Annotated in this window: 13 protein-coding genes; 11 read left to right on the top strand and 2 right to left on the bottom strand. The window is 69.9% G+C overall.

What is annotated here, in order from left to right; genetic code table 11:
- Positions 1 to 3 precede the first annotated feature (3 nt).
- Positions 4 to 1,467 (bottom strand): aldehyde dehydrogenase family protein, encoded by a 1,464-nt coding sequence (locus tag BLR51_RS14325; RefSeq protein WP_089848114.1) that lies wholly within the window; start codon positions 1,465 to 1,467, stop codon positions 4 to 6.
- A 242-nt stretch (positions 1,468 to 1,709) separates the two neighbouring features.
- Between BLR51_RS14325 and BLR51_RS14330 the strand changes: the two genes are divergently transcribed.
- The 11 genes from BLR51_RS14330 (at position 1,710) to BLR51_RS14380 (ending at position 12,511) form a co-directional block, all read left to right on the top strand.
- Positions 1,710 to 2,513: a TatD family hydrolase gene (locus BLR51_RS14330; protein ID WP_089848116.1), complete on the top strand. Its 804-nt coding sequence runs from the start codon at positions 1,710 to 1,712 to the stop codon at positions 2,511 to 2,513.
- On the top strand, positions 2,510 to 3,313 hold the full coding sequence (locus BLR51_RS14335) for an MBL fold metallo-hydrolase (protein WP_089848182.1): 804 nt from the start codon (positions 2,510 to 2,512) through the stop codon (positions 3,311 to 3,313). The genes BLR51_RS14330 and BLR51_RS14335 overlap by 4 nt, the downstream gene beginning before the upstream one ends.
- A gap of 21 nt (positions 3,314 to 3,334) precedes the next feature.
- The gene (locus tag BLR51_RS14340; protein WP_089848117.1) at positions 3,335 to 4,270 is read left to right on the top strand and encodes an AEC family transporter; all 936 of its coding nucleotides are present in this window, start codon (positions 3,335 to 3,337) and stop codon (positions 4,268 to 4,270) included.
- A 99-nt stretch (positions 4,271 to 4,369) separates the two neighbouring features.
- On the top strand, positions 4,370 to 5,665 hold the full coding sequence (locus tag BLR51_RS14345; protein ID WP_089848119.1) for an adenylosuccinate synthase: 1,296 nt from the start codon (positions 4,370 to 4,372) through the stop codon (positions 5,663 to 5,665).
- 4 nt (positions 5,666 to 5,669) lie between these two features.
- Entirely contained in the window at positions 5,670 to 5,912 is a 243-nt protein-coding gene (locus tag BLR51_RS14350) for a DUF2842 domain-containing protein (RefSeq protein WP_089848121.1), read from the top strand.
- A gap of 170 nt (positions 5,913 to 6,082) precedes the next feature.
- Complete coding sequence (locus tag BLR51_RS14355; RefSeq protein ID WP_089848123.1) at positions 6,083 to 7,195, top strand: ABC transporter ATP-binding protein; 1,113 nt, start codon at positions 6,083 to 6,085, stop codon at positions 7,193 to 7,195.
- Positions 7,192 to 8,157, top strand: coding sequence for an ABC transporter substrate-binding protein (locus tag BLR51_RS14360; protein WP_089848125.1), 966 nt, complete (start codon positions 7,192 to 7,194; stop codon positions 8,155 to 8,157). Before BLR51_RS14355 ends, BLR51_RS14360 begins: the two co-directional genes overlap by 4 nt.
- Before the next feature lie 3 nt (positions 8,158 to 8,160).
- Positions 8,161 to 9,894 carry an ABC transporter permease gene (locus BLR51_RS14365; protein WP_089848127.1) on the top strand — a complete coding sequence of 578 codons (1,734 nt, stop codon included), beginning with the start codon at positions 8,161 to 8,163 and terminating at the stop codon, positions 9,892 to 9,894.
- Positions 9,882 to 10,898 (top strand): MBL fold metallo-hydrolase, encoded by a 1,017-nt coding sequence (locus BLR51_RS14370; protein ID WP_089848129.1) that lies wholly within the window; start codon positions 9,882 to 9,884, stop codon positions 10,896 to 10,898. Before BLR51_RS14365 ends, BLR51_RS14370 begins: the two co-directional genes overlap by 13 nt.
- Positions 10,899 to 10,901: 3 nt before the next feature.
- Positions 10,902 to 11,480: a protein-tyrosine phosphatase family protein gene (locus tag BLR51_RS14375; RefSeq protein ID WP_089848131.1), complete on the top strand. Its 579-nt coding sequence runs from the start codon at positions 10,902 to 10,904 to the stop codon at positions 11,478 to 11,480.
- Positions 11,477 to 12,511, top strand: coding sequence for a LacI family DNA-binding transcriptional regulator (locus BLR51_RS14380; RefSeq protein WP_089848133.1), 1,035 nt, complete (start codon positions 11,477 to 11,479; stop codon positions 12,509 to 12,511). The genes BLR51_RS14375 and BLR51_RS14380 overlap by 4 nt, the downstream gene beginning before the upstream one ends.
- Here BLR51_RS14380 and BLR51_RS14385 read toward each other — a convergent pair.
- On the bottom strand, positions 12,464 to 13,552 hold the full coding sequence (locus BLR51_RS14385) for a DUF1513 domain-containing protein (protein ID WP_089848135.1): 1,089 nt from the start codon (positions 13,550 to 13,552) through the stop codon (positions 12,464 to 12,466). The two genes, BLR51_RS14380 and BLR51_RS14385, sit on opposite strands and share 48 nt — an antisense overlap.
- Positions 13,553 to 13,556: the final 4 nt, after the last annotated feature.

Raw genomic sequence — 13,556 nt, forward strand, 5'->3', positions numbered from 1 at the left:
GGGTCAGAGGTCGATCAGCACCGATTTGGTGCGGCGGTTGGCCAGATAGGCCTCGCGCCCCAGATCCTTGCCGATGCCGCTGGCCTTCCAGCCCCCGGTGGGCAGGATGTGATCGCGGGTGCGGCCATAGCGGTTGACCCAGACGGTGCCCGCCTCCAGCGCGCGGGTCAGGCGCAGCGCACGGCTGAGATCGCGGGTGAACAGCCCCGCCGCCAGCCCGTAGGTCGGGTGGGCCGCCAGCGCCAGCGCCTCTTCCTCGGTGTCGAAGGTCTGGAAGGTGGCGACGGGGCCGAAGATCTCCTCGCGGATGGCGGGGCTTTGCGCATCGACGCCGCCGATCAGGGTCGGGCGGTAGAAACTGCCCTCGCGGTCGAACCGTTCGCCGCCGCAGAGGATCTGCGCCCCCTGATCCACCGCCGCGCGCACGATGCTGTCGATCCGCGCCAGCTGCCGTTCCGAAATGATGGGCGAAAACCCGGCCTCCCCGGCCCATGTCGGCGCGGGGGCGTGGCGGGCAAAGCGGGCGGCAAGCTTCTCGGCCAGTTCTTCGGCCACGCGGCGGTCGACAATTATGCGCGACCCCGCCACGCAGAACTGCCCGGCATTGGGGGTGATGCCGCGATCCAGACAGTCGGCGGTCAGATCCAGATCGGCATCGGCAAAGACCAGCATCGGGCTTTTGCCGCCCAGTTCCAGCGTCATGGGCTTGATGCCGGTGCGGGCGATGTTTTCCATGATCTGCGCGCCCGCACGGGTGGATCCGGTGAAGGACACCTTGTCGATGCCGGGATGCCCGGTGATGGCGCTGCCGGTGGTGGGCCCGTCGCCCAGCACGATGTTGATCAGCCCCGCCGGGATCCCCGCCTGCACCGACAGCTCCGCCAGCCGCAGCGTGGAATAGGGCGTCATCTCTGACGGCTTCAGCACCACCGCATTGCCCGCAGCCAAGGCTGGCCCCAGCTTCCATGCCGCCATGGACAGCGGGAAATTCCACGGCGTGATGGCGCCGATCACCCCGTAGGGATGCGCCGAAATGAAGCCCATCTGCGCGTCAGAGGTGGGCACCAGCTCGCCACCCTCCTTGTCGGCGAATTCGGCAAAGAAGCGGATCTGTTCGGCGGTCACCAGCACATCGCCCGTCACCGCCTGCGCCACGGGACGGGAGGAGGCCACCGCCTCCAGCCGGGCCAGATGCGCCGCCTCCGCCTCGATCAGGTCGGCCCAGCGGTGCATGGCGCGCAGCCGGTCGCGCGGCATCAGCCCGCCCCAGCCCGAGGAGGCAAGCGCGGCGCGCGCCGTCTCCACCGCGCGGTCGACCATGGCGGCATCGGCGCAGGGAATGGCGCGCAGCGCCTGCCCGCTGGAGGGGGCGGTCACCGCAATCTCCTCCGGCCCGTCGATGAAGGTGCCGCCGATAAAATGCGCGGCGGGCAGGGTCAGGGCGGCGGGATCGAAGGCAAGTGTCATCGGGGGGCTCCTTGGGTCTGGACTGCGGCTGGCTTAGCGCGGCAGGCGGGGGCCGAAAAGCCCGGCCCGGCCCACGGCGCCCCGCTGCCGGGGCGGATGCCTGAAATCAGGGCACAGTCCGGGGCATGGATCCAGCGGTTTTCGCCGCCTGCGTCCGCGACAGGCCCTGCGGCGCCGATCCCTCCGCCGCGCCTTGACCCTGCCCGGCGCATGTCGGATACCTGCCCGCAAAGGACGCGCGCATGACATTTCCCCGCATCACCGACAGCCACTGCCATCTGGATTTCCCCGATTTCGACGAGGATCGCGACGAAGTCATCGCCCGCGCCGTCGCGTCGGGCGTGCACCGGATGGTGACGATCTGCACCAAGCTGCATCAGGAACCGCAGGTGCGCGCCATCGTGGAGGCGCATGATCCGGTGTTCTATGCCGCAGGGCTGCACCCGATGAGCGTGGGCAAGGCGGCGGAGGTCACGGTCGACCAGCTTGTGGCGCTGGCCCGGCATCCCAAATTTGTCGGCATCGGCGAAACCGGGCTCGATTACCACTACACCGCCGAGACGGCAGAGGCGCAGCAGGCGTCGCTGCGCGTCCATATCACGGCGGCGCAGGAAACCGGCCTGCCGCTGATCATCCATGCCCGCGCCGCCGATGACGACATGGCCCGCATCCTGACCGAGGGCTTCCGCGAAAAGCCCTATGCCTGCGTGATGCACTGCTTTTCCTCCTCGGCGGAGCTGGCGCGGGCGGCGCTGGACTGCGGCTTCTACCTGTCCATGTCCGGCATCGCGGCCTTCCCCAAATCCGCCGACCTGCGCGAGATCTTCGCCGCCGCCCCGCTGGACCGGATCCTGCTGGAAACCGACAGCCCCTATCTGGCCCCGCCGCCGCATCGCGGGCGGCGCAACGAACCCGGCTACACCCGCCACACCGCCGAGGTGGGCGCCAAGGCCTTCGGCCTGACGCTGGAAGAGTTCGCCGCCGCGACCGAGGCCAATTTCGACCGGCTGTTCGCCAAGGCGGCGGCATGGCGTGCGCCGACATGACCGGCACGCTGCGCTTTACCATCCTTGGCTGCGGATCCTCGGGCGGCGTGCCCCGGCTGGGCGGCAACTGGGGCGAATGTGATCCGGCGAACCCCAAGAACACCCGCCGCCGCTGTTCCATGCTGGTCGAACGCGAGGGCGAGGCGGGCGTGACGCGGGTGCTGATCGACACCTCGCCCGACATGCGCGCGCAGCTTCTGGATGCGGGCATCGGCGATCTGGATGCGGCGGTCTGGACCCATCCCCATGCGGATCACACCCATGGGCTCGATGACCTGCGCCAGATCGTGTTCAACCGCCGCGCCCGCCTGCCGGTCTGGGCCGATGGCGACACGCAGAACGTGCTGCTGAGCAGTTTCGGCTATGCCTTCGCCCAGCCCGAAGACAGCCCCTACCCGCCCATTTTCGACCTGCACAGCATCGGCCGTGGCCCGTTCAGCATCGAGGGCGCAGGCGGCGCCATCACTCTGACGCCCATCAAGGTCGATCACGGATCCATCGACGCGCTGGGGTTCCGCATCCATGATCTGGCCTATATGCCCGATGTGGTGCGCATCCCCGAAGACGCTTGGCCGCATCTGGCGGGGCTGGACTGCTGGATCGTCGACGCGCTGCGCCGCAGCCCGCATCCGACCCATGCCCATCTGCAGCTGGCGCTGGACTGGATCGCCCGCGCCGCCCCGCGCCGCGCCGTGCTGACCAACATGCATATCGATCTGGATTATGACGCGGTGGCTGCCGAAACGCCCGCCCATGTGGAGCCAGCCTTTGACGGCATGGTGCTGAGCTATGCGCTGTAACCGCGCCGTCCGGCGCCGCTGATGCAGGCGCTGCTCAACGTCATCCTGCCGGTGTTCATCGTGATCGGTGCGGGCTGGCTGGCCAGCTGGCGCGGGCTGCTGAAGGACAACGCGGTGGACGGGCTGATGAGCTTCACCCAGACCATCGCCATTCCCTGCCTGCTGTTCCGCGCCATCTGGACGCTGGATCTGGGCGCCTATTTCGATCCGAAGCTGCTGATCTCGTTCTACACCGGCGCCATCGCGGGTTTTGTCGTGGGGCTGCTGGGGGCGCGCTACCTGTTCCGCCGCCCGTGGGAGGATTCGGTCGCCATCGGCTTCTGCGGGCTTTTTTCCAACTCGCTGCTGCTGGGGCTGCCGATCACCGAACGCGCCTTCGGGCCAGAGGCGCTGAACGGCAATTACGCCATCATCTCCATCCATTCGCCGCTGGGATATGCCATCGGAATCACCGCGATGGAGATTGCCCGCGCCCGGTCCCGTGGCACCGAACTGCGCCGCCTGCCCGTCACCATCCTGCGCGCGATGTTCCGCAACGCGCTGGTCATCGGCATCCTGATCGGGCTGCTGTTCAACCTTGGCAACATCTCGCTGCCCGCCCCCATGCTGGAGGCGCTGGACATGGTGACCCGCACCGCCCTGCCTGCCGCGCTCTTCGCGCTTGGCGGCGTGCTCTACCGCTACCGCCCCGAAGGCGACATGCGCGCCATCCTGTTTGTCTGCGCCCTGTCGCTGGGGCTGCATCCGGCGGTGATGTATCTGATGGGCACCGCACTTGACCTGCCCACCGATGCGATGCGCTCGGGCGTGGTTACCGCCGCCGTGGCACCGGGGGTCAATGCTTATGTCTTCGCCAACATGTATGGCGTGGCCAAGCGCGTCGCGGCCTCCTCGGTGCTGCTGGCCACCGGGCTCTGCATCTTCACCACATGGGGCTGGCTGCATCTTCTGCCCTGATCTGCGGCGGAATGGACACTGGCCAATTGAGGGTTCCCCCCCGCGCCCGGCCCCGCTATACGGTGCCGGTTTGAACTGCCGCAAAAGGACAGGTGAGCAATGGCTAACGTGGTCGTCGTGGGTGCCCAGTGGGGCGACGAAGGCAAGGGCAAGATCGTGGACTGGCTGTCCGAGCGGGCCGATGTGATCGCGCGCTTTCAGGGTGGCCATAACGCTGGCCATACGCTGGTCATCGACGGCAAGGTGTTCAAGCTGAACGCGCTGCCCTCGGGCGTGGTGCGCGGTGGCAAGCTGTCGGTGATCGGCAATGGCGTGGTGCTGGATCCGTGGCATCTGGTCAAGGAAATCGACTCGATCCGCGTGCAGGGGGTCGAGATCACGCCAGAGACGCTGATGATCGCGGAAAACACGCCGCTGATCCTGCCGATTCATGGCGAACTGGACCGCGCCCGCGAAGAGGCTGCCTCCAAGGGGGCCAAGATCGGCACCACCGGGCGCGGCATCGGGCCGGCCTATGAGGACAAGGTGGGCCGCCGGTCGGTGCGCGTCGCCGATCTGGCCGATGACGCCACGCTGGTGGCGCGGGTGGACCGGGCGCTGCTGCATCACGACGCGCTGCGCCGGGGTCTGGGGCTGGAGCCCGTGGACCGCGACGGCCTGCTGGCCTCGCTGCGCGAGATCGCGCCCGAGATCCTGAAATATGCGGGACCGGTCTGGAAGGTGCTCAACGAAAAGCGCCGCTCGGGCAAGCGCATCCTGTTCGAAGGCGCGCAGGGCGCGCTGCTGGACATCGATTTCGGCACCTATCCCTATGTCACCTCGTCGAACGTGATCGCGGGACAGGCCGCCACCGGCACCGGCATGGGCCCGGGCGCCATCGATTTCGTGCTGGGCATCGTCAAGGCCTACACCACCCGCGTCGGCGAAGGCCCCTTCCCCACCGAACTGCATGACGAGGACGGTCAGCGGCTGGGGGAACGTGGCCGCGAATTCGGCACCGTGACCGGGCGCAAGCGCCGCTGCGGCTGGTTCGACGCGGTGCTGGTGCGCCAGACCTGCGTGACCTCGGGCGTCAACGGCATCTCGCTGACCAAGCTTGACGTGCTGGACGGGTTCGAGACCATCCGCATCTGCACCGGCTACGAGCTGGACGGCGCCGTGCTGGACCATCTGCCGATCGCCGCCGAACAGCAGGCGCGCTGCACCCCCATCTATGAGGAGATGGAGGGCTGGACCGAATCGACCGAAGGCGCGCGCAGCTGGAACGACCTGCCCGGGGCTGCGGTGAAATATGTCCGCCGCATCGAAGAGCTGATCGGCTGCCCGGTGGCGCTGCTGTCGACCTCGCCGGAACGCGAGGACACCATCCTCGTCACCGACCCCTTCGTGGACTGAGCGGATGGCGCTCAGCTACAAGGCGCGGCGCCGCTGGTCGCTGGTCATCCTGCTGGTGGGGCTGCCGCTGTACATCGTGGCGGCGGTCACTCTGGTCAACGCGCTGAACCGCCCGCCGATCTGGGCAGAGCTGCTGGTCTATGTGGGGCTGGGCTTCCTGTGGATGCTGCCCTTCAAGTTCGTGTTCAAGGGCGTGGGTCAGGCCGATCCTGACCGGCGCCCCGGGGCCGACGACCCGGACCGGTAACACCCCCGCCGCACGGCCCCTGCAGCGCCCCCCGATCCGGGGGGCGTTCTGCTGTCCGCCGCCCCGATGTCATGCAAGCTTCACGGGCCTGTCGTCGCGATGTCGCGGCGGGCGGGCACCCATGGCGCAGGACTGCACAGCTGTGCAGGCACGGGCCAGAGGGGTTTGCGGTGAGCGGCATCGTCATCGACGCAGTGGACAAGAGCTTTGGCCGGACCGAGGTGCTGCGGCAGGTGAGCCTGTCCATCGAGCCGGGCGAATTCGTGGCGGTGCTGGGCGCTTCGGGCTGCGGCAAGACCACGCTGCTGCGCTGTCTGGCCGGATTCGAGCCGGTGAATGCGGGCCGCATCGACATCGGCGGCGAAACCGTCTCCGCCCCCGGGCGCCACCTGCCGCCCGAAGAGCGCGGCATCGGCGTGGTGTTCCAGAATTACGCGCTCTGGCCGCATATGAGCGTGGTGCAGAACGTCGCTTACGGCCTGCGCATCGCGGGCGTGCCGAAACCCGAACGCGAGGCCCGCGTCGCCCGCGTGCTGGAGATGGTGGAACTGGGCGCGCTGGCCAGCAGGCGGCCCGCCGATCTGTCGGGCGGGCAGCGGCAGCGCGTGGCGCTGGCGCGCTGTCTGGCGATGGAAAGCCGCGTCGTGCTGCTGGACGAACCGCTCGCCAATCTAGACGTGCATCTGCGCGGCGCGCTGGAAGAGGAATTCGCCGCCTTCCACGCCCGGTCCGGCGCCACCATGTTCTACATCACCCACGATCAGGCCGAAGCGCTGGCGCTGGCCGACCGGGTCGCGGTGATGGACCGCGGACGCATCCTGCAGTTCGACCGCCCCGAGGCGCTGTTCCGTCAGCCCGCCTCGGAAACCGTGGCGGGCTTCATCGGCGAGGGCCGCGTGGTGCCCGCCCATGACATCCGCCCCGATGGCACGGGCCGCGCGCAGGCCATCGTGCTGGGCCAACCCGCCCTGCTGCGCTGCGCCCCCGATGAAAAGCCGCGCGCGCAGGCGATGATCTCGGTCCAGCCCGCCGATCTGGCGCTGTTGCCCGATCCCGCCCCCGCCGCCATTCCCGCCCATGTCACCCGCGCGACCTTTCGCGGCGCCTATCTGCGCGCCGAGGTCATGGCGGGACAGGCAGCGCCCGTGGCGCTGTCGCTCAACATCGCCGCGCCCGCCTCGCTCTGCCGCGGGCAGCGGATCTCGCTCGCCCTGCGCGACGGCTGGGTGATCCCCGACCCTGCCGCCCTCTCCTCCTCCCAACCAGCAAGGACAGACCGATGAAACTGCTTTCGCTCACGCTTGCCGCCACGCTGATGTCCAGCGCGGCCTTTGCCGAAACCCTGACGCTGTATACCAGCCAGCCGCCGGAACAGGCGCAGGAAACCGTCGATGCCTTCATGGCGGCCCATCCCGACATCACCGTGGAATGGACCCGCAACGGCACTTCCGCGCTGATGAACGTGCTGCGCGCGGAAATCGAGGCCGGTCAGGTCCAGCCCGACGTGCTGCTGGTGGCCGATGTCATCAACCTTGGCGAACTGAAGGCGGGCGGTCACCTGATGGCCTATCCCGAGGCGCCCGTGGCCGAGTATGACGCCGCCACCTATGATCCCGACATGATGTTCTTCGGCACCAAGGCCATCACCACCGGCATCGCCTACAACCCCGAAATCGCGGAGCCGGTGACCAGCTGGAACGACCTGCTGGTCGAGGAAAACCGGGGCCAGATCGCCGTGCCCTCGCCGCTTTATTCCGGCGCCGCGCTGAACCACCTGCACGCGGTCATCAACGACCCCGATCTGGGCTGGGCGTTCTTCGAAGGCCTGAACGATCTCGACATCGTGCCCGAAGGCGGCAATGGCCCGGCCACCAATGCCGTGGCCACCGGCATGGCGAAATACGCGATCCTCGTCGATGCCAACGCCCTGCGCGCCAAGGCTGACGGCTCGCCCATCGACTATATCGTGCCCGAGGATGGCGTGTCCTTCATCACCGAACCGGCGGCGATCCTGTCCACCACCGACGCCCCCGAGGCCGCGCGCACCTTCATCGACTTCCTGCTGAGCCGCGAAGGTCAGGAACTGGTGGCCGGTCAGGGCAACCTGCCGATCCTGCCCGGCGTCGACAGCCCCGAAGGCTTCCCCAAGCTCGAGGACATGAAGCTTCTGGGCTATGATGCCGATGCGGCGGTGACATCCGACGCCGAGGTGCGCCAGAAATTCGCCGACATCTTCGGGCTCTGAGCCTTGAGCCTTGCCACACCTCCAGCGAAGCGCCCCCTGCGGGCGCTTCGCCTCTCCGGTCCGGGGGGCGAGCGGCTGCTGCTCGTGCTGCTGGCGCTGTTCGTGGGGGTGCTTTCCATCGCGCCGCTGGCCCGGCTGGTGAGTGCCGCGCTGCTGCCGCAGGGCAGCTTTGACGCCGCGCGCATCGGCGATCTGCTGGGCGGGCGCCGCGTGGTCGAGGCAACGCTGAACACGCTGTGGATCGCCACCGCCTCCACCCTGCTTGCCATCGTCATCGGCACGCTCGCCGCGCTGCTGGCCGGGCTGACCGACATGCGGCGGCGCACGCTCTGGGTCTTTGGCTTCGTGCTGCCGCTGATGATCCCGCCGCAGGTCACGGCACTGGCATGGGTTCAGGCGTTTTCGCCCGCAAGCCCGCTGCTGGGGCCGCTTGGCCTGTCGCTGCCGCCGGGCACGCGCCATCCGCTTTACTCCATGGGCGGCATCATCCTGCTGCTTGGGCTTTACAACGCGCCGCTGGTGTTCCTGTCGGTGCGCGCCAGCCTGCACCGCCTGCCCGCCTCCCTGCTGGAGGCGGCGCGGGCCAATGGCGCGCGCCCGCTGCAGATCACCCGCGACATCGTGCTGCCGCTGGTGCGCGGCGGCATCTTTGCGGGGGCGGCGCTGGCCTTTGTCTCCTCCATCGGCAATTTCGGCATTCAGGCCATGCTGGGCATCCCCGCCCGAGTCTCGACGCTCATCACGCTGATCTATCGCCAGCTCAACACCTATGGGCCTTCGGCGCTGAACGACATGGCGCTGCTGGCGCTGCTGCTGGCCGGGCTGACCGTGGCGGGCATGGCGCTGACCGGCTGGCTGGGACGGCGCGGCGACCAGCGGGTCGATGGCGCGCAGCGCGCCCCCCGCATGGCGCTGGGACGCTGGCGCAGACCGGTTGCGGCGCTGGCATGGGCCTATCTGGCGCTGTGTCTCGTGCTGCCGCTGACAGCACTTCTGGGCACGGCACTGGTGCGCGGCGTGGGCCAGCCTCTGGGGGCCGACACGATCACCTTCGAGAATTTCGCCAATGCGCTGTTCCACCACGAAGGCATCCGGCAGGCGTTCTTCACCAGCCTCTGGCTGACCACGCTTTGCGTTGCCGTGCTGATCCCGGTCTCGGTGGCGCTGGGATATGTGCTGGTCTGGCGGCACGGCTGGGTGGCGCGCGGCCTGCGGCTTGCCTCAGAACTCGCCTATGCGCTGCCCGGCATCATCATCGGCGTCGCGATGATCCTGTTCTTCCTGCGGCCGCTGCCGTTTCTGGGCACCGGGCTTTACGGCACGGTCTGGGTGATCCTTGCCGCCTATCTGTCGAACTATCTGGCGCTGGCCCTGCGCCCGATCCTTGGCGGCTTCGCGCAGCTTGACCGCGGGCTCGACGAGGCGGCGCAGTTGACCGGGGCGGGCATCTTCGCGCGGCTGCGCGACATCGTGCTGCCGGGTCTGGCGCCCGCCGCCATGGCCTCCGGCATTCTCGTGTTCATGACCGCCATCAACGAGATCCAGACCTCGGTGCTGCTGGTGTCGTCCCGCGCCCAGACCATCGGCCCGATGATCATCTTTCTGGAGGAGGCGGGGTCCACCACGCTGGCCGCCGCCGTGGGCTGCCTGATGGTGGCACTGGTGCTGGCGCTGATGGCGGGCAGCCTGATCCTTGGCCGCCACCTGCCCGAGGGGGTGCTGCCATGGCGCGACTGACCGCGCTCAGCGGGCTGGGGGGCAAATCCGCCGCCGTCTTCCTGCTGCAGATCGGCGGGCGCCGCCTGCTGCTGGATCTGGGCGACGGGCTGGAACAGGGCGACCGGCCCGATCTGTCCCGCGCAGGCCGGGTGGATGCGGTGCTGCTGAGCCATGCCCATATCGACCATGCGGGCGGGCTGGACCGGCTGGCCGAGCTGGGCCGGCCCGAGATCCATGCCAGCGCCGCCACGCTGGACCAGCTGCCGCAGCGTCCGCAGCGCTGCCATGTGCTGCCCGAACGCGGCGCGGCGCAGGTGCTGGGCGTGCCGCTTTGCACCGGGCGGGCGGGCCATGCGCCGGGCGGCATCTGGATGCGCTTTGACACGCCGCAGGGCGGGTTTCTTTACACCGGCGATTTCAGCACGGAGGCGGCGCTGCTGCCCTGCGATCCGTTCCCGCCCGCCGCCACGGTGCTGGCCGATGCCTCTTATGGCGACCGTGACACCGGACTGCCCGCGCAGATCGCCGCACTGGCGCAGGCGGCGCGCGGCGGCGCGGTGCTGCCCTGTCCCGCCGACGGGCGCGGGCCGGACATGATCGCGGCGCTGACCCGCGCGGGGCTCGACGTGCAGGCCTGCCCCCGCATCGCGGCAGAGGCGCGGCGGCTCGGGCTTGATCCACAGATCACCGATGCCGCGCAGGCGACGCCGCACCAGGTGATCGTGGCCGCAGGCGCCAATGCCGAAGACGGCCTGCCCGCGCAGCTTCTGGCGCGCGGCGGCTTTCGCTTCATCTTTTCCAGCCATGTGCCGCGCACCAGCCCTGCCGCCGCATTGCTGGCAAACGGGCGCGCGCAGTGGATGGGCTGGAACGTGCATCCGCGCCTCTGCGATCTTGTGGCACTGGCGCAGGCCACCCGTGCCCGCCGCCTGCTGCCCGCCTTTGTCGATCCGGCCACCGCCCCGCGCCTTGCCGCGGCGCTGGCGGACCGGCTGTGCCTTGCCGCCGATCTGGAGATCTGAGCCATGCGCCACGCCCTTCCCCCCGACAGCCCCGCCGAAGAGGCGAGCGAGGATGCCCGCCCGCTGCTCTGGCCGGTGGACGCGGCCCCCGGGCCGGGGCTGAGCGGGCTGTGGCTGGGCAATCTGGCGGCGGCAGAGGAGGCGCAGGCGCTGCAGGGCGCGGGCATCACCACCACGCTCAACCTTGCCATGAACCTCAATCCCGGCCCGCTGGCCCTGCCCGAAGGCGGCCATGTCCGGCGGCACCAGATCGGGCTGCTGGACGGGCCGGGCAACGCGCCGCAGCTTCTGGCGGCGGCGGTGCTGCTGATCGACGGGCTCGCCTCGTGCTACACCCCGCCCAAGCCGCATTACCCGCCCCACCAGCCGGGCGGGCTGCTGGTGCATTGCCGGGGCGGGCGGTCGCGGTCGGTCACGGTGCTGGCGCTGTGGCTGCATCTGCGCCGCAGCGCGCGGTTCCCGACGCTGGAGGCGGCGCTGGCGCATCTGCGCCAGCTGCGCGCCCTGCCCGACAGCTATCCGCTGCCGCCGATGCTGGCACTGGCCCGGCAGGCGCTGGATGCGGGCGGGCTGCGGCCATGACCGGCAGATCGCGCTTCGTCTCTGCCGCCGATGTGGCCGAACGCGCGGGCGTGTCGCGCTCTGCGGTGTCGCGCGCCTATACGCCCGGCGCGCATGTCTCGGCAGAGACGCGGCGCCGCATCTATGCCGCCGCCGAAGAACTTGGCTACCGCGTCAACCGGCTGGCGCGCAGCCTGCACCAGCCCCGTTCCGATCTGGTGGGGGTGGTGGGGGCGAACCTTGCCAACCCCTATATTTCGGCGCAGCTTGCCGCCCTTAGCGCGGCCCTGCAGCGCCGCCGCCTGCAATGCCTGCTGCTGAACACCGCAGGCAGCGGCCCCGGCGCGCAGGAGGATCTGGCGCGGCTTCTGGATTACCGCGTGCGCACCGTGGTGCTGCTGTCCGGCGCCGCCCCGGATGCGCTGATCCGGCTTTGCGCGCAGAACGGCGCGCGCATGGTGCTGATCAACCGCCCCGCCCCGCCCGAGGGCGCCGCCGCCGACCTGATCCTTGCCGACAGCGCCGAAGGCGGCAGGCTTGCCGCCGCGCGGCTGCGGGCGGCGGGCTGCCGCAACGTGGCGGTGGTGATCTCTGCCTCGCGCACCAGCGCCAAGCTGGACCGGGCCCGCGCCTTTGCCGAGGACATGGCGCGGCACGGCGTGCCGGTGACCCGCTGGGCCAAGGGCGAAAACAGCTACCAGACCGGGGTGGAGGCGGCGCGTGCCCTGCTCGCCCGCCCGGGGATCGACGGCATCTTCGGCGTGACCGACGAGATCGCCCTTGGCGTGCTCAACACCGCGCGGGCCGAAATGGGGCGGCGGGTGCCGGACGACCTGTCGGTGATCGGCTTTGACGATGCGCCCGTATCGGCATGGGCCTCGCACGGGCTGACCACCGTGGCGCAGTCGCTGGAAGCGCTGACCGCCGCCACGCTGGAGGCGATCGACTGCGCCCCCGAAGCGCCGCCCCTGCATCTGCGCCTGCCGGTGGCGCTGGTGGAACGCTCAAGCGTGGCCCTGGCCGCCCACCGGCACGATGTGATTGTCCCATGACAGACCGGCGCGGCGCAGCGGACGGGCCTGGGCGGCCTCGACCAGCAGGAGCCCGCCCAGCCCGTCGCTGGCCAGATAGCCCTGCGCATGGGCGGCCAGCCCGCAGACATCCGCCCGCGACACCGCCCCCAGATACGCCCCGGTATCCGCGAAACGGTGCAGCCGCCCGCCGCGCGGCGAGGTGATGGCGATCTCGGTGCCGCTGCCGTCAAAGGCCACGCTGCCCGCATAGCCGTCCATCACCAGTTCCTCCGCCAGCGGCGCCTGACAGAGCGTGACCGCCCCGCCCCGGCGATGCAGCCCCAGCAGCGGCGGGGCCGCCCCCGGTTCGCCCTGCCACTGCATGGCAAAGCCCACCAGCCCGTCGCCGCGCAGCGCCAGATGGCGGATGGAGTTCTGGCGCAGATCCGGCTCCAGCTCCACCAGATCAAGCAGATCGCCCTCCAGCCCGAGATAGGCGAGGCTGGGGCGCATGGTCTCGATGTTGAGCATGGTGCGGTCAAAGGCATCGGTCTGGATGCCGCCATTGGCGACCACAAGGCTTGCCCCGTCCGGCATCAGCCGCAGTTCATGCGGGCCGAGCCCCTGCGTGGCGAAACCGCCGATACGGCGATAGCCCGCCGCCACGTCCCAGACCCCGACCCGGCCCGCGCTGCCCTCTGCCACCTGTTCGGAGGTGAAAAGCCGCGTGCCATCGGCGGAATAGGCGCCATGACCGTTGAAGCTGTGGCCCTCGGGCGCGGCAAGGCGGTGCAGCACGCTGCCGCCCGCGCAGTCGATGACCAGCGCATAGGTGCCGGGACGGCGGGCAAAGCCCACGGCCTCGGCCCGGCGGGGATGGGCGCAGCCCGCATGGCCGCGCGCGGGCAGCGGGATGCGGAACAGCTCTGCCCCGTCCGCCTGCAGCCCGGCCAGCACGAAGCCGCCCTGCGGATCCTTGGCGGCGGCCAGATAGGCGGGATCCCCCGCCGCCGCCCAGCCGGTGGCAGGGGCGGCGCTGGCCGCGAGCAGCGTGGCGAGAAATCCGCGGCGTGTGGTCATGGCC

It is taken from the genome of Salipiger marinus (assembly GCF_900100085.1).
Classification (GTDB): domain Bacteria; phylum Pseudomonadota; class Alphaproteobacteria; order Rhodobacterales; family Rhodobacteraceae; genus Salipiger; species Salipiger marinus.

Coding starts and splice junctions, on each gene's coding strand:
- BLR51_RS14375 (WP_089848131.1), top strand. CDS start 10,902: ATGCGCCACGCCCTTCCCCCCGACAGCCCCGCCGAAGAGGCGAGCGAG.
- BLR51_RS14325 (WP_089848114.1), bottom strand. CDS start 1,467: ATGACACTTGCCTTCGATCCCGCCGCCCTGACCCTGCCCGCCGCGCAT.
- BLR51_RS14385 (WP_089848135.1), bottom strand. CDS start 13,552: ATGACCACACGCCGCGGATTTCTCGCCACGCTGCTCGCGGCCAGCGCC.
- BLR51_RS14350 (WP_089848121.1), top strand. CDS start 5,670: ATGGCGCTCAGCTACAAGGCGCGGCGCCGCTGGTCGCTGGTCATCCTG.
- BLR51_RS14360 (WP_089848125.1), top strand. CDS start 7,192: ATGAAACTGCTTTCGCTCACGCTTGCCGCCACGCTGATGTCCAGCGCG.
- BLR51_RS14330 (WP_089848116.1), top strand. CDS start 1,710: ATGACATTTCCCCGCATCACCGACAGCCACTGCCATCTGGATTTCCCC.
- BLR51_RS14335 (WP_089848182.1), top strand. CDS start 2,510: ATGACCGGCACGCTGCGCTTTACCATCCTTGGCTGCGGATCCTCGGGC.
- BLR51_RS14370 (WP_089848129.1), top strand. CDS start 9,882: ATGGCGCGACTGACCGCGCTCAGCGGGCTGGGGGGCAAATCCGCCGCC.
- BLR51_RS14380 (WP_089848133.1), top strand. CDS start 11,477: ATGACCGGCAGATCGCGCTTCGTCTCTGCCGCCGATGTGGCCGAACGC.
- BLR51_RS14340 (WP_089848117.1), top strand. CDS start 3,335: ATGCAGGCGCTGCTCAACGTCATCCTGCCGGTGTTCATCGTGATCGGT.
- BLR51_RS14345 (WP_089848119.1), top strand. CDS start 4,370: ATGGCTAACGTGGTCGTCGTGGGTGCCCAGTGGGGCGACGAAGGCAAG.